The organism is Enterobacter sp. HSTU-ASh6 (genome assembly GCF_026319105.1).
GTDB lineage: Bacteria > Pseudomonadota > Gammaproteobacteria > Enterobacterales > Enterobacteriaceae > Enterobacter > Enterobacter sichuanensis.
The window spans coordinates 96,047-115,155 of the sequence record NZ_WSPD01000003.1; the positions used below are offsets into that span (position 1 = coordinate 96,047).

22 protein-coding genes are annotated in these 19,109 nt (G+C 55.8%); 15 read left to right on the forward strand and 7 right to left on the reverse strand.

The features are described 5' to 3' along the window. Window positions 1–141: 141 nt before the first annotated feature. The 5 genes from artM to GM298_RS04530 all read right to left on the reverse strand — a co-directional run bounded on the left by artM (window position 142) and on the right by GM298_RS04530 (window position 3,757). A complete protein-coding gene (gene artM, locus GM298_RS04510) occupies window positions 142–810 on the reverse strand; it encodes an arginine ABC transporter permease ArtM (RefSeq protein WP_025756070.1) in 669 nt (222 codons plus the stop codon). Next, window positions 810–1,526, reverse strand: coding sequence for an arginine ABC transporter permease ArtQ (artQ, locus tag GM298_RS04515; protein WP_025756069.1), 717 nt, complete (start codon window positions 1,524–1,526; stop codon window positions 810–812). The genes artM and artQ overlap by 1 nt, the downstream gene beginning before the upstream one ends. A gap of 6 nt (window positions 1,527–1,532) precedes the next feature. Then, the gene (gene artI, locus GM298_RS04520) at window positions 1,533–2,264 is read right to left on the reverse strand and encodes an arginine ABC transporter substrate-binding protein ArtI (protein ID WP_025756068.1); all 732 of its coding nucleotides are present in this window, start codon (window positions 2,262–2,264) and stop codon (window positions 1,533–1,535) included. Between the two features lie 19 nt (window positions 2,265–2,283). Then, the gene (gene artP, locus GM298_RS04525; RefSeq protein ID WP_008500030.1) at window positions 2,284–3,012 is read right to left on the reverse strand and encodes an arginine ABC transporter ATP-binding protein ArtP; all 729 of its coding nucleotides are present in this window, start codon (window positions 3,010–3,012) and stop codon (window positions 2,284–2,286) included. 226 nt (window positions 3,013–3,238) lie between these two features. Further along, window positions 3,239–3,757, reverse strand: coding sequence for a lipoprotein (locus GM298_RS04530; RefSeq protein ID WP_023326990.1), 519 nt, complete (start codon window positions 3,755–3,757; stop codon window positions 3,239–3,241). A gap of 97 nt (window positions 3,758–3,854) precedes the next feature. Between GM298_RS04530 and GM298_RS04535 the strand changes: the two genes are divergently transcribed. From GM298_RS04535 to GM298_RS04545, 3 genes are all read left to right on the forward strand, one after another. Beyond that, window positions 3,855–4,178 (forward strand): heavy metal-binding domain-containing protein, encoded by a 324-nt coding sequence (locus GM298_RS04535; protein ID WP_025756066.1) that lies wholly within the window; start codon window positions 3,855–3,857, stop codon window positions 4,176–4,178. Next, the gene (locus tag GM298_RS04540) at window positions 4,175–5,005 is read left to right on the forward strand and encodes an N-acetylmuramoyl-L-alanine amidase (RefSeq protein ID WP_045284534.1); all 831 of its coding nucleotides are present in this window, start codon (window positions 4,175–4,177) and stop codon (window positions 5,003–5,005) included. The genes GM298_RS04535 and GM298_RS04540 overlap by 4 nt, the downstream gene beginning before the upstream one ends. Before the next feature lie 261 nt (window positions 5,006–5,266). Further along, complete coding sequence (locus tag GM298_RS04545) at window positions 5,267–5,890, forward strand: helix-turn-helix domain-containing protein (RefSeq protein WP_025756064.1); 624 nt, start codon at window positions 5,267–5,269, stop codon at window positions 5,888–5,890. Here the strand turns inward: GM298_RS04545 and GM298_RS04550 are convergent. Next, a complete protein-coding gene (locus GM298_RS04550; RefSeq protein WP_262747266.1) occupies window positions 5,887–6,495 on the reverse strand; it encodes a hypothetical protein in 609 nt (202 codons plus the stop codon). The two genes, GM298_RS04545 and GM298_RS04550, sit on opposite strands and share 4 nt — an antisense overlap. Further along, entirely contained in the window at window positions 6,495–8,048 is a 1,554-nt protein-coding gene (locus tag GM298_RS04555) for an ExeA family protein (protein WP_266153678.1), read from the reverse strand. Before GM298_RS04555 ends, GM298_RS04550 begins: the two co-directional genes overlap by 1 nt. Before the next feature lie 299 nt (window positions 8,049–8,347). Here GM298_RS04555 and gspC point away from each other — a divergent pair, with 299 nt between their 5' ends. The 12 genes from gspC to GM298_RS04615 are packed head-to-tail and all read left to right on the forward strand — an operon-like array spanning window position 8,348 to window position 19,109. Next, window positions 8,348–9,079, forward strand: coding sequence for a type II secretion system protein GspC (gspC, locus tag GM298_RS04560; RefSeq protein WP_025756061.1), 732 nt, complete (start codon window positions 8,348–8,350; stop codon window positions 9,077–9,079). A 12-nt stretch (window positions 9,080–9,091) separates the two neighbouring features. Then, complete coding sequence (gene gspD, locus GM298_RS04565) at window positions 9,092–11,020, forward strand: type II secretion system secretin GspD (protein ID WP_059385915.1); 1,929 nt, start codon at window positions 9,092–9,094, stop codon at window positions 11,018–11,020. A gap of 13 nt (window positions 11,021–11,033) precedes the next feature. Beyond that, window positions 11,034–12,512, forward strand: coding sequence for a type II secretion system ATPase GspE (gene gspE / locus GM298_RS04570; protein WP_266153679.1), 1,479 nt, complete (start codon window positions 11,034–11,036; stop codon window positions 12,510–12,512). Then, window positions 12,512–13,720: a type II secretion system inner membrane protein GspF gene (gspF, locus tag GM298_RS04575; RefSeq protein ID WP_266153680.1), complete on the forward strand. Its 1,209-nt coding sequence runs from the start codon at window positions 12,512–12,514 to the stop codon at window positions 13,718–13,720. The genes gspE and gspF overlap by 1 nt, the downstream gene beginning before the upstream one ends. Window positions 13,721–13,722: 2 nt before the next feature. Continuing rightward, a complete protein-coding gene (gspG, locus tag GM298_RS04580; RefSeq protein WP_059310662.1) occupies window positions 13,723–14,172 on the forward strand; it encodes a type II secretion system major pseudopilin GspG in 450 nt (149 codons plus the stop codon). Further along, the gene (gene gspH / locus GM298_RS04585; RefSeq protein WP_025756056.1) at window positions 14,172–14,657 is read left to right on the forward strand and encodes a type II secretion system minor pseudopilin GspH; all 486 of its coding nucleotides are present in this window, start codon (window positions 14,172–14,174) and stop codon (window positions 14,655–14,657) included. The genes gspG and gspH overlap by 1 nt, the downstream gene beginning before the upstream one ends. Then, window positions 14,650–15,024 (forward strand): type II secretion system minor pseudopilin GspI, encoded by a 375-nt coding sequence (gene gspI, locus GM298_RS04590; RefSeq protein WP_262783587.1) that lies wholly within the window; start codon window positions 14,650–14,652, stop codon window positions 15,022–15,024. Before gspH ends, gspI begins: the two co-directional genes overlap by 8 nt. Further along, window positions 15,021–15,674 carry a type II secretion system minor pseudopilin GspJ gene (gene gspJ, locus GM298_RS04595; protein ID WP_045284527.1) on the forward strand — a complete coding sequence of 218 codons (654 nt, stop codon included), beginning with the start codon at window positions 15,021–15,023 and terminating at the stop codon, window positions 15,672–15,674. Before gspI ends, gspJ begins: the two co-directional genes overlap by 4 nt. After that, window positions 15,671–16,687 (forward strand): type II secretion system minor pseudopilin GspK, encoded by a 1,017-nt coding sequence (gene gspK / locus GM298_RS04600; protein ID WP_262783586.1) that lies wholly within the window; start codon window positions 15,671–15,673, stop codon window positions 16,685–16,687. The genes gspJ and gspK overlap by 4 nt, the downstream gene beginning before the upstream one ends. 15 nt (window positions 16,688–16,702) lie before the next feature. Beyond that, the gene (gene gspL / locus GM298_RS04605) at window positions 16,703–17,833 is read left to right on the forward strand and encodes a type II secretion system protein GspL (protein ID WP_025756052.1); all 1,131 of its coding nucleotides are present in this window, start codon (window positions 16,703–16,705) and stop codon (window positions 17,831–17,833) included. Next, complete coding sequence (locus GM298_RS04610) at window positions 17,830–18,315, forward strand: type II secretion system protein M (protein ID WP_025756051.1); 486 nt, start codon at window positions 17,830–17,832, stop codon at window positions 18,313–18,315. Before gspL ends, GM298_RS04610 begins: the two co-directional genes overlap by 4 nt. Continuing rightward, a complete protein-coding gene (locus tag GM298_RS04615) occupies window positions 18,312–19,109 on the forward strand; it encodes a prepilin peptidase (protein WP_025756050.1) in 798 nt (265 codons plus the stop codon). The genes GM298_RS04610 and GM298_RS04615 overlap by 4 nt, the downstream gene beginning before the upstream one ends.

A 19,109-nucleotide genomic window follows, 5' to 3' on the forward strand; every position in this document is an offset into this window, starting at 1 on the left:
CCAGTAAATGAATTTATATTCAATAAAAATGATTAAATATTATTTATGATATAAAAAAAAGCGGATAACCAGAAGGTTACCCGCATTGATGTTTATATTTTATGCATTCTGTAGGTCGGGTAAGGCGAAGCCGCCACCCGACTAATTCCGGCGCTCAAACGCCAGCGCTTTACGCTCGATCAGGCGCATCATCAGCGTCAGTAGACCGTTCACCACCAGATACACCACGCCCGCCGCACCGAACACCATCACATCATAGGTGCGTCCGTACAGCAGCTGTCCATGCCCCATCACTTCCATCAGGGTGATGGTGTAGGCCAGAGAGGTACTCTTGAACACCAGCACCACTTCGTTGGAGTAAGAGGAGAGGGCGCGCTTAAAGGCGTACGGCAGCAGGATCGCCAGCGTGTCTTTCTTGCTCATGCCCAGCGCCCCGCAGGACTGCCACTGTCCTTCCGGAATGGCACGGATCGCCCCATAGAACAGTTGGGTGGTATAGGCCGCACTGTTCAGCGAAAGGGCTATCAGGGCACACAGCCACGGCTCAGAAAGCAGGTGCCAGATAACCGGGTACTCCTGCAGCGACGGGAACTGGCCCGGGCCGTAATAAATCAGGAATATCTGCACCAGCAGCGGCGTACCGGTAAACAGGGTGATATAAGCGCGCACAATCCACACCAGCACCGGCGTTTTCAGCGTCAGGATGATGGTGAAAATGAGCGCCAGGATCAGCGCCACGATGATGGACGCCACGGTCAGCGTCAGGCTGGTGTGCAGCCCTTTCATCAGCTCGGGAAAGTATTCAAGCATCAGCCTGGTCTCCGTTCAAAGCGCGTGGCACGCAGGTCAATCCGCTTGAGAATGTACTGGCTGAGCAACGTGATCACCAGGTAGATCGCCGCCGCCACAATGTACCAGGTAAAGGGTTCCTGGGTACGGGTGGCGATGCTTTTGGTTTGCAGCATCAAATCGTTAACGCTTATCAGGCTTACCAGCGCGGTATCTTTCAGCAGCACCAGCCACTGGTTGCCGAGGCCCGGCAGGGCATGACGCCACATCTGCGGCATCACCAGACGGAAGAAGATCGCGGATTTCGACAACCCTAACGCCTGACCCGACTCCCATTGCCCCTGCGGCACGGCCTTCAGCGCACCGCGCAGGGTTTGCGACGCGTACGCGGAGTAGAGCAGGGAGAGGGCAATTACGCCGCACAGGAACGGGCTGACGTCGAAGTTTTCAATCTGCATCTGCACCGGGATCTGCGCAAAACCGAGATTGAGGGTAAAGCCGTCCGACAGCGTAAGCAGCAGCTGTGAGGAGCCGAAATAGATAAACAGGACCACCAGAATTTCCGGTAGTCCACGCAGCACGGTGACCAGCGCGGAGCCTGTCCAGGCGACGGGGAACCATTTCGCGGATTCCCACACCGCAAAGAACATCGCCAGCACCAGGCCGATAATCAGTGCGCAAACGGCAAGGCCGACGGTCATCCCGGCGGCGCTTGCTAAAGGAAAAATTTCATTCATCAGGAATTACTTCTGGAACCATTTTTTGTAGATGGTTTCGTAGGTGCCGTCTTTCTTCACTTTTTCCAGCGCAGCGTTGAATTTCTGCTGCAGCTCAGTGTTGCCCTGACGAACGGCAATCCCCAGACCGGTACCGAAGTAGTCCTTATCGGTCACTTTGTCGCCCACTGGCGCCAGCTTGTCGTTGGCTTTCAGCCATTCAGTCACGACCGCGGTGTCACCAAATACGCCATCGATACGGCCATTTTGCAGATCCAGCTTCGCGTTCTGGTAGCTGTCATACGGAACGGTGGTGATTTCCGGATGCTTATCCATGATGAATTTCTGGTGGGTGGTGCCGTTCTGCACGCCCACTTTTTTGCCTTTCAGCTGATCGACAGAGGTGAATTTGCCTTTCTGACCAATGAACAGGGCGGAGTTGTCGTAGTACGGGGTGGTGAACAGCACCTGCTTTTCACGCTCTGGGGTGATGTCCATACCGGCCATCACGGCGTCGATACGGCGGAACTTCAGGCTTGGGATCAGGCTGTCGAACGCCTGGTTGCTGAAGGTGCAGGTCGCATCGATCTCTTTACACAGGGCATTCGCCAGGTCTACGTCGAAGCCAACAATTTTGTTGTTCGCATCCATAGACTCAAACGGAGGATAAGACGCTTCCGTGGCGAAACGAATGGTCTGGGCTGCGGTAGCGGAAAGGGTAACGCCAGCAAGCAGCACGGCAAGTAATACTTTTTTCATTATATTTCCCCTGACACAATCAATGAGATAAATAGTTTTTGAAGGCATCGGTTTGCGGGTTCGCGAAGCAGCTCGCATCACCTTGCTCAACGATATACCCGTTTTCCATATAGACCACACGGCTGGCGGTTTTACGCGCCACTTCCACTTCGTGGGTGACGATAACCTGCGTAATGTTGGTTTCCGCCAGCTCGCGAATGATGCTGACGATCTGAGCGGTGATTTCCGGATCCAGTGCCGCCGTCGGTTCATCAAACAGCAGTACCGCAGGCTCCATCATCAGCGCACGGGCAATCGCCACGCGCTGCTGCTGGCCACCGGAAAGGTGCAGCGGGTAGCGGTCGCTGTAGGGTTTAAGACGCAGACGCTCCAGCAGCTTTTCCGCCCGCGCGATCGCCTGATCCTTGCTTAAGCCCAGCACGCGGCATGGCGCTTCAATCAGGTTTTGCAGTACGGTGAGATGCGGCCAGAGATTGTATTGCTGGAAGACCATGCCGACGTTTTGACGCAGTTCGCGAATCGCCTTATCAGAGGGCGTTTTGGCGAAGTCAAAATGGTTACCGGCGATAGCCAGCGTACCTGAACGGGGCATTTCAAGCAGATTAAGGACACGCAGAAGGGAGCTTTTGCCTGCGCCGCTAGGACCCAGCAAAACCAGCGTTTCGCCTTCCGGGCAGTTCAGCGTGATGTCAAACAGCGCCTGGTGTGCGCCGTAGAAGCAGTTAATGCCGTTTAGTTTAATACTCATCGGGGCAGTCTTTACTCATCCAGGCAATCTATAGCAATTGAGGCCGCAGATAGTACCGTTGACAGAATAGTTATGCAATATTTCTGCGTTAAAAGTTAAATATAACCCGTGTTTCCCCTTAAACATAGCACAAAATAGCGAGCGGCAAGGTCGGCGAGTATAAATGTCGGCATTCCGCATGAAATGCCGCACATTTTACGGGGGTTACCGCGCGGTATCGCAGAAGTTAGCGATTCTCAATCGACTGGCGAAGCGTGCCGGCCGGGGCATGAACGCTGCCGCCAACGTAGCGCACGTCGTCCACCGCCCAGCACTGGCCTTCACGGATCATCAGCACTTCATCCTGCCAGGTTTGGCTGCCCTGGGTCAGCTTCACGCGCAGCGGAATATTTCGCGCATCGGTGTTCGGAATGGTGGACGCGCTGGCCACCTCGGCGCTGTCTGGCAGCGTGGTGCGGCTAGAGAACGGGTCGGACTTCAGCAGCGCGTTATGCTGCGGATCGCGGGTGGCGTCGTTGAGCAGTTTTGCCAGCCCATCGCTCAGGTACGGGCGCAGACCGGTAAGATCGTTGCTGCGGTGCTGAATGCGATAATCATAGAACTGTTGCGCCACGGTATCCGGGCCGCCCTCGATACAGGGGCCGCTGCGGGTACCGATATCCTTAAAGGCTGGCGTGACCGTGGTGGTACAGGCGCTGAGCACCAGCGCGCAGGGCACTAAAAGTGTTAAAGCTGAATAGCGCATGTTGATTTCCTTATTTATTAACTATCCTTTCAATCATAGCGTAACGAACCGATAATGCTGTCCCTAAGGCATTGAACGCTAAAGAAGGAGAGAAACCATGCAGTTTTCAACAACGCCAACCCTGGAAGGGCAGACCATTACCGAGTATTGCGGCGTGGTCACCGGTGAAGCGATTCTCGGTGCCAATATCTTCCGTGACTTTTTTGCCGGAATTCGCGATATCGTGGGTGGCCGCTCTGGCGCGTACGAAAAAGAGCTGCGCAAAGCGCGCGAAATTGCTTTTAAAGAGCTCGGCGAGCAGGCGCAAGCCCTCGGCGCGGATGCGGTTGTGGGGATCGACATCGACTACGAAACGGTCGGCAAAGACGGCAGCATGCTGATGGTGAGCGTAAGCGGTACGGCGGTGAAAACCCTGCGATGAGGCGTGCGTTTGCCCCACTCCTGCTGGCGCTGTTGCTGGCAGGATGTGTCTCGGAAAAAGGGATTGTCGATAAAGGTGCCTACGAGCTGGATACGCGCCATCAGGCCCAGGCGGCGTATCCGCGCATAAAGGTGCTGGTTCTTCACTACACCGCGGATGATTTTGACAGCTCGCTGGCCACGCTGACGGATAAAAACGTCAGCTCTCACTATTTGATCCCTGCCACACCGCCAGCCCCCGACGGTAAGCCGCGCATCTGGCAGCTGGTGCCTGAAAGCGAACTGGCGTGGCATGCGGGTATCAGCTTCTGGCGCGGCACCAACCGGATCAATGATACCTCGGTGGGCATAGAGCTGGAGAACCGTGGCTGGCAGAAAACGGCCGGAGTGAAGCATTTTACGCCGTTCGCACCAGCGCAAATTGCGGCGCTGGTCCCGCTTGCTAAAGACATTATCGCCCGCTACAACATCAAGCCTGAGAACGTGGTGGCTCACGCGGATATTGCGCCGCAGCGCAAGGACGATCCCGGCCCGCTTTTCCCCTGGCGTGAGCTGGCGCAGCAGGGGATTGGCGCCTGGCCTGATGCAGACCGGGTGGCGTTTTATATGAATGGGCGGCCGCCTTATCAGCCGGTGGACACCGCCGCGCTGCTGGATCTGCTCGCGCGCTATGGTTACGAAGTGCCCGATAACAGCACTCCCGCCCAGCAGAAACGCATCATCATGGTGTTCCAGATGCACTTCAGGCCGCAGTTGTGGAACGGTGTCGCGGATGTCGAAACGCTGGCCATCGCCGAAGCGCTTCTGGAGAAATACGGACAGGGGTAATTCTTCGGAAAGCCCCCGAAAGAAAGATTAGCTATTAATGCGCTTAAGATTAATCTTAAGTACATTCTCAATTCATTTTAAGTTAATTGATTTAAAATCGGCCTCAATTAAGATGGATTCATCGATTCACAGCATGAATCAAATTAAAAAAACAGAACTTGTTTGGTTTTTTTAATTTTAAAAGAATACAGAATTAACTTTACGGCAACATTTATCGCTGCCGATCACTTTCCCTTTTAAACATCTTAATCAGGTATAACAATGTTAAGCATTTTCAGTAAAAAAACGCGTCCTCATCATGAAATGGCAGCCATTATTGCGTCAACCTCTGGTTACGAAGAAAAAACGTTAAAAAAATGGCAACGAATTTCCACACAAAACTCGGATAATATTCATATTATCATCAGCGGTGAAGTTGAGTTCCGCCGCAGTTCTGATGATTTATGCTTATTCACGCTGGAGGGACAATGTATTTTTGGCCTCTCCGCCATTTTTTACAACTCGGCACACATGCACGGCGTTGTGCGCACCAACACCGTAATACGCACCATTCATAAAGATGATTTCCAGCGGTTAATGACCGAGCAGGGGCTGTGGCCTGAGTTAACCAAAGTGCTGGCATGGTATATCTGTATGCTCAGCAAACGTGATGACCGTTTAGTTGCCCGCAGCGCGTATTCCGTGGTGCGTGAATTCCTGATTGAAATTAACGAGCTGATTGTTCAGCAGCAGCGCGATATTAATATTTACGATTATATTCAGGAATACACCAACCTGGCACGCAGTACCATTATCAAAATTCTCTCCGACCTGAAAAAAGGCCAATATATTGTGGTAGAAAAAGGGCGGTTGATAAGCCTGACCACGTTACCGGAAAAATATTAGTCTCTTCCTGCGTCTCCTTTTATCACCGAAGGAGACGCATTTTGCGTTTCATCGACCGGTGGTGCCGGCATTTTTCCCTTCGCCATATCATCCTGCTGCTGTTTTAACGCCTGCATAAATAACGCTTTTAACGCACCGTCATCCTCAGATGTCGTCGCCTGTTCGTGTACCTCGGTGCCGGGTAAGGTATCTCGCGAGGTGTCATGCGTGACGGAGCTATCCGGTAAGGTGCCATCAGGCGCCTGCTGCCAGTCATTTTCGTCGCTGTTGATCGGCATATTCTCCATCGGCGGTAAATCGTCCTTTATTTTCACCGACTGCGGTTTGGGCTGCGGGTGCGGGAACGGCTTCGTTACATAGATATAGTGCATATCCGAGAGGCTGGTTTCCGGCTTCGCGACGCTGACCTTTTTCACCACCGGCGCCGGATGGCGTAAGTTCCAGTACACATGGGCATAAAGCCCGGCGACGATCAGCGCGCACATCCCCAGACACCAGAGCGTGACCACGCTGAACATTTTACTGAACGACGGTAACCGCCAGGAAAACCAGACCGGTTCCCCGGTGGTATAGCTGCGCTGGGCAGCGAGACAGATAGTAGACATTATGCGTGCTTCTCTTGCGTGTTCGGGGTGGTCTGCGATGCCTGGATCTGAACGCTCGGGGTGGTATGCGTTTCGCGCATCAGCTGCATCAGGGTCTCTTCCCCCGGGATACCGTCGACGCGAAGGTGCATCTTCTCCTGGAATTCGCGGGTGCGTTTCATCAGCTCCGCCGTCCAGTTTTTATCGTGCGTTTCGTTTTCACCGAGCGCGACGCTGAGCTGCTGATCCAGCCACTCAAGATCTTTGCTGTCGCTGGCCGCGGTAATTTCATCTTTGCCGGAAGGCGTCAGGCGGTGAAGCAGGGTGTAACTTCCCGTGGCGTGTTGGTTATACCAGGCGCGGCTCACCTGCCAGGTCCGGTTGTTCATCAGCAGATCCAGAGAGGTTTTTCCGGCGCGCGCCACTACGGCGTAGTTAATGTGGTTGCCCATTTTGACTTCACTGACCCACGGGTACCCTTCGCTGGCCAGGGTATCCAGACTGGCCGTTCCCTGTTTACACATCAGGTTCACTTTGGCCGCGTTCTGACACAGGGCGTCGTCTGCTGAAGCGTCATACCCCCACATGGCGTACAGCTGGTGCATGGCATCAGGCTGATTCACCACCTCGTTTTCGATAACCGGAACCACCGGCGCGTCTGGCGTTTTGACTGGCTGTTTCCAGCTGGCCGGCACCGGCAGCGCCACCGGCAGTTTTGCCGTAATGGAAGAGGTCATCATCCAGCCGCAGGCAGCGAACAGGACGGAGGCGAACAGCCCGACGGTAGCCAGCGCTTTACCGCGTTTCGGCGCCGGGAGCACTTCGCCGATGGCCAGACGCAGATGGCGAGGCCCGACGTTCGGCGCGCGTTCGGTCCAGGCGGCCAGCATTGAGAGATGCGCCAGCGCATTCAGCTTGCTGATATTACCTTTGGTCAGGGCGTGGATTTTTTTCACGCGAGCAGGCGTCAGCGGGGAGATCGCTGCGCCGTGCTCTTCGCACTGGGCGTCGACATAGCGCAGGAACTCGCGGCAGGTCAGGTTACGCAGCGTGTGGCGGGTCAGAACAAACGCCTGCAGCGCGGAGTCTGTCAGCATCGTCTCCCTGTCTTCACTGCCCATCAGGATGACCGACAAACGCACGTCCAGCTCCTGGGCACGCGTGAGCAGCATGGCCAGCAGATCATAACAGTTGTGCTTCATCGCCTCAGCATGGGTGATGACCAGCACCTTCTGCGTGGCACGGGCATCGCGCCACTGGCGCAGCACGGCATCCACAGCCTGCAGTTTATTTTTGCTCTCTTTCACCGACGGGTTGAGCTTATAAAGGAGAGAATTGGCGCTCAGCTTCGGAAAGGCATTAACCGGGATGACGGCGTTGCTGCGCTTCAACGCCTCGCTGAACTGCCCCAGCAGTTCGCTGTCGTGGTAAAAGAGCCCGGTGATCCCTGCCTGCTGGCTTTTTTCTTTCAGAAGATTGAACACATCCTGATGATAAGGCACCAGAAAATCGCCCGATTTGCGGGTGATATTTCTGAACGGAGGGGTACTGAATTTAAAATGACTCTGATACATAGCGACTAACCGTCTCATCTCTTTAATAGCAATGGGCGAAAAGTACGGGATGCACCAGCCCTGGTCAATTTAACACCAGAGTAAAAATAACCTGCTGTCGGGCTCTAACATTCCCCTTTTTTCCGGTCAATCATTTTCTTCATTAAAGTTAATAGCGAAGCCGATAGTCCACCTTCAGGGGGCTGATTATTATTAGCTCACTCAGTGATGCAGCACGTCGCTGCAAATGACTGCTTTGCTAAAAGGCCAGATAAATAATGAGGAACGCATTCCTTTCCCGTTTAATGACACCCTGCGTCATGCTTGTCATGCTGATATTCTGCAGCCAGCAGGGATATGTCGTTTATAAAGATTATAAGAAGGTTACGAATAAGTTAGCGAATGCTGATAAGCCAGCACTAAAAAAAACTGACGCTGAAAAATCCTTTGGGCTTTTCACCGCCGCAGTGCGTCAAAGCAACGCGCCGGCCGCGGCAAAAGCGCCACTGTCGGCAGAGATTGAGGGCATTATTCGTAGCGATGAATCCTGGTTATCGTTCGCCGTGATCAAGACGCCCGCCGGTCAGCAGAGCTACCGGGAAGGGGAGCCGCTGGTGGGCTTTGACGATGCCTATGTAAGTGAAATTAATCAAGATAATGTGGTTGTGCAGTACGAGGGGGCGAAACAGACGCTGGCCCTCAATAAACCGGCGTATTTCAAGGGCGGCGTTGACAGCGCCCCGGTTACCAAATCGAAAAAAGATGCCGGCGCCGACAGCCTGCATCTCGATGATTATCTGGTGTTAAAACCGTTAATCGATAAAGGCCAACTGGAAGGCTTTACTATTAATCCACGGAACGCAACGCCTTTTTACCATAATGCAGGACTGGAAAAAGGCGACGTGGTATTGAAAGTCAATGACGTCGATATGACGCAAGAAGCGCAGGCGAAAAATATCATCGCCAACTGGTCGAAAATGAAAGAAGCGGATGTTGTCGTCAGACGGCACGCTCACCTTGAAAATATTCGGGTTAATGTATTCAACAATTAACAAGTGTACATCATGAAGAAATTTCCGTGGGCGTGCGTAGCGCTGACCGCATTGTCGTTATATTCCGGTTCGCTGCTTGCAGCCAACTTTAGCGCCAGTTTTAAAAATACCGATATCCGCGAATTTATCGATACGGTAAGTCGTAATCTGAATAAAACCATACTCGTCGACCCGTCCGTTCAGGGCACCGTGTCGGTGAGAACCTATAACGTGCTGTCGGAGGAGGAATATTATCAGTTCTTCCTGAGCGTGCTGGACCTGTATGGTCTGTCGGTTATTCCGATGGATAACGGCATGGTTAAAGTGGTGCGTTCAAGCGTGGCGCGTACTGCCGGTGTGCCGGTGGCCGACAGCAAAAACCCTGGCAAAGGGGATGAGATCATCACCCGCGTGGTGCGTATGGAAAACGTCCCGGTGCGCGAGCTGGCGCCGTTGCTGCGCCAGCTGAACGACGCTTCGGGCATCGGTAACGTGGTCCATTTTGAACCTTCAAACGTGCTGTTGTTAACCGGAAAAGCCTCGGTGGTGAACCGCCTGGTGGATCTGGTGGAGCGCGTGGATCGTTCCGGCATGCAGCGTCGTGAAATCGTGCCGCTGCGCTATGCCTCCGCCAAAGAGCTCTCTGACATGTTGAATAACCTCAACAATGAAGAGCAGAAAGGGCAGAACGCGCCGCAGCTGGCAACCAAAGTGGTGGCCGATGACGAAACCAACAGCCTAGTGATCAGTGGGACGGAAGATGCGCGTGCGCGCACCCGGTCGCTGATCGGTCAGCTCGACCGCGAGCAGAATAACGAGGGCAATACCCGCGTCTTTTACCTGAAGTACGCCAACGCCTCAAAAGTGGTGCCGGTGCTGACCGGTATTGGTGAGCAGCTGAAAGACAAAGCGGGTACGCCGAAAAGCAAAACCGCAAGTCCTTCAGGGGATCTGAATATTACCGCCGATGATGCGACCAACTCCCTGGTGATCACCGCCCAGCCAAACGTCATGAACTCGCTGGAGAAGGTGATCGACAAGCTGGATATTCGCCGTCCGCAGGTGCTGGTGGAAGCGATCATTGCTGAGGTACAGGACGGCAACGGCCTGGATCTCGGCGTGCAGTGGACCAGCTCACACGGCGGCGTGCAGTTTGGCTCGACCGGTCTGCCGATCAGCCAGATTAAGAACAAGACGCTGAAAACGGCCAGCTTTACCGGCCTGGCGACCGGCTTCTTTAACGGCGACTTTGGTGCGCTGATGACTGCGCTGTCGACCACCGGTAAGAACGACATTCTCTCCACGCCGAGCGTGGTCACGCTGGATAACAAAGAAGCGTCGTTCAACGTCGGTCAGGATGTGCCGGTACTGTCCGGCTCCCAGACCACCAGCGGTGACAACGTCTTTAACTCGGTTGAACGTAAAACCGTCGGTACCAAGCTGAAGATTGTGCCGCAGATCAACGACGGGGATATGATCCACCTGAAGATCGAACAGGAAGTCTCCAGCGTCGATGCCAGCGCCACCACGGACGCCAGCCTGGGGCCAACCTTCAACACCCGCACCATCAATAACGAAGTGATGGTTCACAGTGGCCAGACGGTGGTGCTCGGCGGGTTGATGGAGAATGTCAACAAACAGAACGTGTCAAAAGTGCCGCTACTGGGTGACCTGCCGCTGGTGGGACAGCTGTTCCGCTATACCTCGCAGGACACGTCGAAACGTAACCTGATGGTGTTTATCCACACCACCGTGCTGCGTGATGACGACAACTACAGCGCGGCGACGAAAGAGAAATACGATCAGATCCGCGCCCGTCAGCAGCAGCGTATGGAAGAGCAGAAGCTGGGGATTATTGAAAACAGTGATAACCCGGTACTGCCGGCACTGCCATCGCAAAGCCGTTCGACGCCGGTGGGGACGACTGCGCCGTCATCGACCCGCAATCCCTTCAAAGAGTAAGCGGAGGTGATGCGTGGATGAACTGACGAAACAGCTTTGCATCAGCAGCTTTGCGAAAGACAACGGCATCCTGTTCTGGAACGACACGGTCTATATCCGTGAAGATGTGCCCGCGTTTGCGCTGCTGGAGATGCGCCGGGTGCTGGGGCGCGCCTTTGTGCCCCAGACGCTGAGCGCCGAAGCGTTTGATGAAATGCTGGCCAAAATCTGGCAGCAGAACAGCGGCGTTTCGCAGCAGCTGGTGGACGACATGGATGCGGACATCGATCTGATGGCGTTAACCGAGGAGATCCCGGACAACGAAGATCTGCTGGATAACGACGAAAACTCGCCGGTGATCCGCCTGATCAACGCCATTCTTGGCGAAGCGGTGAAAGACGGCGCTTCGGATATCCATATCGAAACCTTCGAGCGCACGCTGAGCATCCGTTTTCGCGTTGACGGCGTGCTGCGCCCGGTGCTGCAGCCGGCGCGTAAGCTGGCGCCGCTGCTGGTGTCGCGTATTAAGGTGATGTCGAAGCTCGATATCGCCGAAAAACGACTGCCGCAGGATGGCCGTATCTCCCTGCGCATCGGCCGTAAGGCGATCGACGTGCGTGTCTCGACTATTCCGTCGCAGTACGGCGAGCGCGTGGTCATGCGTCTGCTTGATAAGAGCAACCTGAAGCCGGACATCAACAAGCTCGGGCTGATTGATGAAGAGCTGGAAAAACTGAAAGGGCTGATTGCTCGCCCGCACGGCATTATCCTGGTCACCGGGCCGACAGGCTCCGGTAAAAGTACCACCCTGTACGCCATTCTGTCGGCGCTGAACGGCCATGAACGTAACATCCTGACCGTCGAAGATCCGATTGAGTATGAGCTGGAAGGAGTGGGGCAGACGCAGGTGAACCCGCGCGTGGACATGACCTTTGCCCGCGGCCTGCGCGCCATTTTGCGCCAGGATCCGGACGTGGTGATGATCGGGGAGATTCGTGACGGCGAAACCGCGCAAATTGCGGTGCAGGCGTCGCTCACCGGTCACCTGGTCATGTCTACGCTGCACACCAACAGTGCGGCGGGGGCGATCACCCGTCTGCGGGATATGGGCCTTGAGTCCTTCTTGATTGGTTCATCGCTACTTGGCGTCATTGCCCAGCGTCTGGTGCGGCGGCTGTGTCCGCACTGCCGGACCACCAGTCCGCTGGACGACAATGAAAAAGCGCTGTTTAGCTTTATGGATAAACCGCCGAAGGCCATCTATCGCGCCGTGGGTTGCGAACACTGCCGTCAGAGCGGGTATCAGGGGCGGGCGGGCATTCATGAATTTCTGGTGGTCGACAGCGCCATGCGCCGCGCCATTCACGAAGACAAAGATGAAATGTCCATTGAGACCGAGCTGTTCAAACAGGCCTACAGCCTGCGCGAAAACGGCCTGATGAAGGTCATCAGCGGCATCACCTCGCTGGAAGAGGTGATGCGCGTGACCGCCGAGCGTGGAGGCGATGAATAATGGCTTTCTACGCGTGGACCGCCACCGATGCCGCCGGGAAAACCCAGCGCGGCACGCTGCAGGCGGAAGGGCCAAAGCAGGTGCGTCAGTCGCTTCGTGAACAGAAGCTGATGCCGCTGACCATCACCGAAACCCGTGAAAATGCGGCCAGCGCCAAAGCCAAAACCGGCGCCAGACTCTCTGTGCCGGTGCTGTCGATGTTTACCCGTCAGCTGTCGACGCTGGTTAATGCCTCGCTGCCGCTGGAAAGCGCCCTGAAGGCGATTTCAAAGCAGACGGAAGACAAAAAACTGGCGGCGATGGTGACCGAAATCCGCGAGAAAGTGGTGGAAGGCCATACCCTTTTTGACGCCTTCAGCCAGTTCCCGCGCACGTTCGACAAGCTCTACTGCACGCTGGTGATGGCCGGGGAAAAAACCGGCCACCTCGGCGACGTGCTGGAGAAGCTGGCGGAGTACAACGAGCAGTGTCAGAAGATGAAAAGCAAGCTGACGCAGGCGATGGTCTATCCGATCACCCTGACGGTGGTCGCCGTGGCGGTGATCAGCATCCTGCTGGTGGCGGTGGTCCCGCAGGTGATCGAGCAGTTTGTGCACATGAAGCAGCAACTGCCGATTACCACCCGCACCCTGATTGCCGTCAGTGATTTCCTGCAGGCATACGGGATCTTCATTGCGGGTGCCTTCTTTGGCGCGATGGTCGGCTTTAAGGTCTGGGTCAAGAAAACGGCGAACCGTTTTCGCTGGCATAGCTGGCTGGTGAACGGCTCGCCGATCAAAAAGCTGGTCTGCGCCATTAACAGCGCGCGCTATATCCGCACGCTCAGTATCCTGCAGGCCAGTAGCGTCCCGTTGCTGGAGGGGATGTATATCGCGATGGACGGGATCGAAAACCGCTATGCCCGGCAGGTGCTGGAGCAGGCGGCGGATACCGTGCGTCAGGGGGCTTCCCTGTATAACGCCCTCGACCAGGCGAAACTGTTTCCGCCGACCATGCTGTACATGATTGCCTCCGGCGAAGAGAGCGGGGAGTTAGGTTCATTAATGGATCGCGCCGCGGAAAATCAGGAATCGGCTTTACAACATCGAATTACGTTAACGCTGTCGGTCTTTGAACCGGCACTGGTGGTGACAATGGCGACAGTGGTTTTATTTATCGTGCTGTCAATATTACAACCGCTTCTTCAGCTCAATAATATGGTGGGTTAAATATGTCCTTAAAAAGAAATAGCCTGAAACGTCAGGCCGGGTTTACGTTGCTCGAATTAATGGTGGTCATCGTTATTCTTGGCGTGCTCGCCAGTATGGTGGTGCCAAATTTAATGGGAAACAAAGAAAAAGCCGATGCCCAGAAAGCGACCAGCGATATCGTGGCGCTGGAAGGTTCGCTGGATATGTACAAGCTGGATAACCACCGTTATCCCACGACAGAGCAGGGACTGCAGGCGCTGGTGACCAAACCGGAAATCGCCCCGATCCCGAAAAATTACCGTGACGATGGCTATATTCGTCGTCTGCCGGAAGACCCATGGGGTAATGATTATATCCTGGTAAGCCCGGGTGAACATGGCGCGGTGGATGTGTTCTCTGCCGGTCCGGATGCCGAAGCGAATACCGCGGATGATATTACCAACTGGTCTTTAGATAAAAAAGAGAAGTAATGAATAAGCAGCGCGGGTTTACCTTACTGGAAATTATTCTGGCGCTGGTGATATTTGCCAGCTGCGCCATGATGGTGGTGTCGACTATTCCGTCGCGCAGCGGCGCGGATATTTTCGGTCAGCAGTTAAAAGCCCTCGTTGAATATGGTTCGGACCGTGCGGTGATGGACGGAAATATTGTCGGGCTGGTGATCACCCCCTCGGAATATCAGCTGGTCACCTGGGCCGAAAAAGAGGGCGAGCGTCACTGGGAACCCTTAACCGCCGGGCGCATTGTCACCCACGGTCAGTTCCCGGAAGAGATGCACGTATCACTGTCACCGCAGCGCCTTGCGGCCACGACTGACGCGACGCCGCAGATTGTCTTTTTGCCTGACGGGGAGATCGGCCGCTTCACGCTTTCCCTGCAGAGTTTTGACAAAAAGCAACGTTTTCGCGTGGTGTCGCAGGGGGCATCACCGGTTTTGGTAGAGAACGATGACTAAACGCAAAGAACAGGGGATGACCCTGCTGGAAGTGATGGTCGCTCTGGTCATCTTCTCCACCGCCGCGCTGGCCCTGATGAACTCCGTCTCGCTGAACGTGCGCTTCACCCACGGTCTCGGCGACTCGCTGCAGGCGAGCTGGGTGGCGGAAAACCAGCTGGCGGAAGCGAAACTGAGCAACACGCCGCTCCCGGATGCCCTGCAGACCGGCTCGGAGATGATGGGCGGGCGCAACTGGACCTGGCGCAAGCAGCGGGTCAACGTCACCGAAAAACGCTTTGCTGATGAGGTGCAGGTGTTCGCCGAGGGCGACGAAGACAAGCCGGTGATTACACTGCAGGTGCCGGATCCGGGAGAAGTGAAATGAGCAAGCAGATTCAGCGTCAGCAGGGCTTTACGCTGCTGGAGATCATGATTGCGCTGACCATTTTCGCGGTTATCAGCTTGCTTGCCTGGCAAATCCTTGACGGGGCGATGCGCACCTCGAACGCCACCGACGCGGCGGCCACCCGCTTAAACCAGCTTCAGCGCGCTTACAACCTGCTGGAGCGGGATTTCTTCCAGCTTCAGGCCCGCGCCCCGCGCAACGAGCCTGAGGTTTTTGTCCAGCATGACGATGCGCTGGAGCTGACCACGCTGAACGGCGTGAGCGGTCAGGTTCAGCTGGAGCGCGTGCGCTGGCGGCTCAAAGATAAAAAGCTGTGGCGGGATATCTGGCCGGTCATTGACGGCCCGGCGGATGCGAAGCCGGAAGAGGTGGCGATCCTCAGCGAGGTGAAAGAGATCTCCTGGCGCTTCTGGAAAGCGAGCTGGCTCGACAAGTGGACCGACACGGCGCATCAGCCGGACGGCGTGGAGCTGCTGCTGACCATGGAAAATGGCGATACCTGGCGCTGGGTCTTTACCACCCCGGGCGATCTGCCGGACGCGCCTGCGGCGCCAAAAGAAGCTACGCCAGCAGCCCCTGGGGATGCGCAACCGCAGCCGGCACCTGCCCCGTCCGGAGAGAAGAAATGAGCGGAAAATCGGTTCGAAAACAGCGCGGTGTCGCGCTGCTGGTGGTGCTAATTTTGCTGGTCATGATGTCAGCGCTGGCGGCCAAAATCAGCCAGCAGTTCTGCCGCAATCTGCAGAAGACCCGCTATCAGGTGAGCCAGCAGCAGCTGCGCTGGTCCATTCAGAGCCAGCAAAAAGCGATTGAAGACCGGCTGCAGACGTACGCCAGCGGTGAGAGCAAAGGGCTGTCGCCAAAAGGGGAATGGACGGATCCGGTGAAAACCGAAGGCGAACATTACACCGTGGTAAGCCAGATTGAGGACGCCCAGACCTGTTTTAACGTGAACAATTTGCTGGCCGCTGATCCGACACCGGCGACCCAGACGGCGGGCGCGCAGCCGGAAAAACCGGTCAAAGAGCGCATCGTTGAACAACTGCTCGCCGACAGCGGGATCTCCACGGGGGATGCCGAAGAGATCTACCAGCAACTGATGGACTATCTCGATGGCGATACCACGACGGTTAAAGAGGGGCTGGAGACGGATGCCTGGGCTGGCGTAGAGCCAGCGCGGCAGCCCGCGAATCAGATGATGCGCACCCCGGGGGAATTAAAGCTGCTGCCCGCCTTTCCGGTGGCGGCCTACGGCAAAGTCAGTAAGGTGCTGTGCGTCTTACCGGACACGGCCAGTAAGGTGGATGTGAATACATTGACCGAAGAACAGGCGCCGCTACTGGCCGCGCTGTTCATCGGCTCGCTGACTGAGGATGAAGCCATCCGGCTTATCGCCTCCCGCCCGGAAGAGGGCTGGGAGTCGATGGAGGCATTCCTGAAAGCGCTTGAGACAAATTATCCGCAGACCAAAGACGCCCTCAAGCAGGTTCAGGCGTTGCTTGCGGTGAACAGTAACTATTTCCGGGTCAACAGCACCGGCAATACCGATGATTTAACGCTGCGCGTCGTCAGCCAGCTTCATGTTGATAATGAAGCCGGGAAGGTGATTACCTGGCAACGTCGCTACCGAATGGTTGAATAACACAAGACGATCTCTATGAAACAGGTGCTTTTTATTCGTCCCGATACGCATGAAGACGGGAACATAATGTGGTGCGAGTCCGGTAGCGACCAGGTGGGAGAACGCCAGGGGGCGGCGTCACTGGCGGAACTCGCCGGTCACGCGCTCGCCGCGCGGGTATGTCTGTTACTCCCGGCCTGCGAAATGATCTTCCGCCATTTCACCTTGCCGAAAAAAGGGAGCGTTGAGTTCTCCTGGCTGGCCGAAGAGACGCTGATAGGTGACGTGGACACGCTCCACTGGACGGTGCTCAGCAAAAAAGGGCGGGACGTTGACGCGGTGGCCATTGATGCGGCGCGTCTGCGCTACTGGCTGGACCGCTGTGCCGGGGCCGGACTGACGGTGGTGCAGGTGCTGCCCGATGCCATCCTTCTGCCGGTGGCCGAAGGCGGGACCACGCTGGTGTCCACCGACGACGGCTACTGGATGCGCTACTCGCCGTTTGGCGCCTGCGAAACCGACGCCGCGCTGCTGCCCCTGCTGCTGAGCCAGCAGCGCGCCGGGGAAATCGTCTGCTACGGCGATGCGCCCGCGGGCGTGCAGGTGGATGAGCAACTGGCCTGGCAGCACCCGCTGGTGCTGATCCAGCCGCAGTGGAAAACCTGCAAAGCCAATCTCTTGCACGGCGAATTTTCTGTCAAAGGCGCCGACGGCGGTTTTCGTTACGCCAGACCGGCTATCGCCGCCGTGGCGCTGCTGAGCCTGGGACTGCTGATCGGCCCTCGCATCGGCATGGCATTGATGCTGACTCACCAGGAAAATCTGGCCCAGCAGCAGATGGTTGAGCTGGCTCAGCACTACTTTCCCACGCTGCGCCAGACCACCAACCTGAAGTACCACTTCGGGCAGAACATTAAGAAAGAGAAAAAAGGCGTCTTTCTGCAACTGGAGGCGCTGGAGCAGATCAAAGCCGCGCTCCCGTCGGTTGAACTGAGTGAAGTCGGGTATGACGACACGCAGAATCAGCTCACGCTCAACATCAGCGCCACGGATCCCGCTGCGTTGCAGGCGTTCGTCAATAAGGCCAGTGACACCTTCGACTTTACGCTGCAGCCGATTTCCAGTGAAGCGCCGTATACCGCCATTATCACAGGGAAATATAAATGAAAGAGAAAATTGGACAATTAAAGGCGCGCTATCAGGGCTACAGTCCGCGCGAGCGAAATCTGTTTAAACTGTGCGGCGCGGCGCTCTGCTGCGCCATTATCTGGTACGGCGTAATGACCCCGCTGGACAGTATGATTAAAAATAGTGAAAGTACGCTGGCCAAACAGAAACAAACTCTCAACTGGATGCGTGCCGAAATAAATAAGAACCATCTTCAGGCCAAAATATTAAAAACCAGTAATCCACGTAGCGTGGTGGAAGAGAGCGCGAAAGAGATCCACGTTGCGCTGAGTAATATTCAGCAGGACGGTCAGACCCTGTCATTTAATATTGATCGGGTTAACGTCTATGAACTGAAAAACTGGCTCCGGGAGGTGAATTTAACCACCGGGGTGCGTCTGGAGAAAATGGATCTCACCCCGGTCGATCATCTCAGCGACGTAAAAGCGCAGATAAAACTCACCTGGGCGAAAGTGGCATGAACCCGCTGATGCTGCTTCAGAGCAGCCAGATGCCCGCCCTTTGCCTGCTGAGCGGTACGCTTGGTGGCATTATCGGCAGCTTTCTGGGCGTAGTTGTCGAGCGCATTCCCCCGCTTATAAACGAAGAGGAGGGCGCCGGGAACCTGCTGTTTCCGGCCTCCCACTGCCCCGCGTGTGCCCACAGGCTCTCCTGGTGGGAAAATATCCCTGTGGTGAGCTGGTGCTGTCTGCGCGGGCGCTGCCGCTGCTGTAAAACCGCGATCCCGCTGCGTCTGCTGCTGCTTGAGCTTTCCTGCGCCCTGTTTTTTGCCCTGACGGCGGCGTTTGCCCCGTCTGCGGCCGCATTGGCCTCACTGTGGGTGCTCTGGTGCGGGCTGCTGCCGCTGGCAGTGATTGACGCGAAACACCTGCTGCTGCCGGATTGTCTGACGCAACCCCTGCTGTGGGCGGGGCTGTTAAGCCATGCACTGTTTCATCAGTTGCCGCTGACGGATGCCCTGTATGGCGCGGCGGCAGGCTACCTGTCGCTGTGGCTGATGTACTGGGCGTTTCGCCTGAGCACAGGCCGCGAAGGTTTGGGCTACGGTGATTTTAAGCTGCTGGCCGCGCTGGGCGCGTGGTGCGGCTGGCAGGCATTGCCTTCTTTATTGCTGGCGGCTGCATTGAGCGGCATCGCGTTGTATTTCCTTTTTTATAAATCTGTTAAAGAAAATAGCGTTATTCCGTTTGGACCGATGTTGTCACTGGCGGGTTTGGTTATTTTTATTCTGCAGACCTTGCACGTTACATTCTGA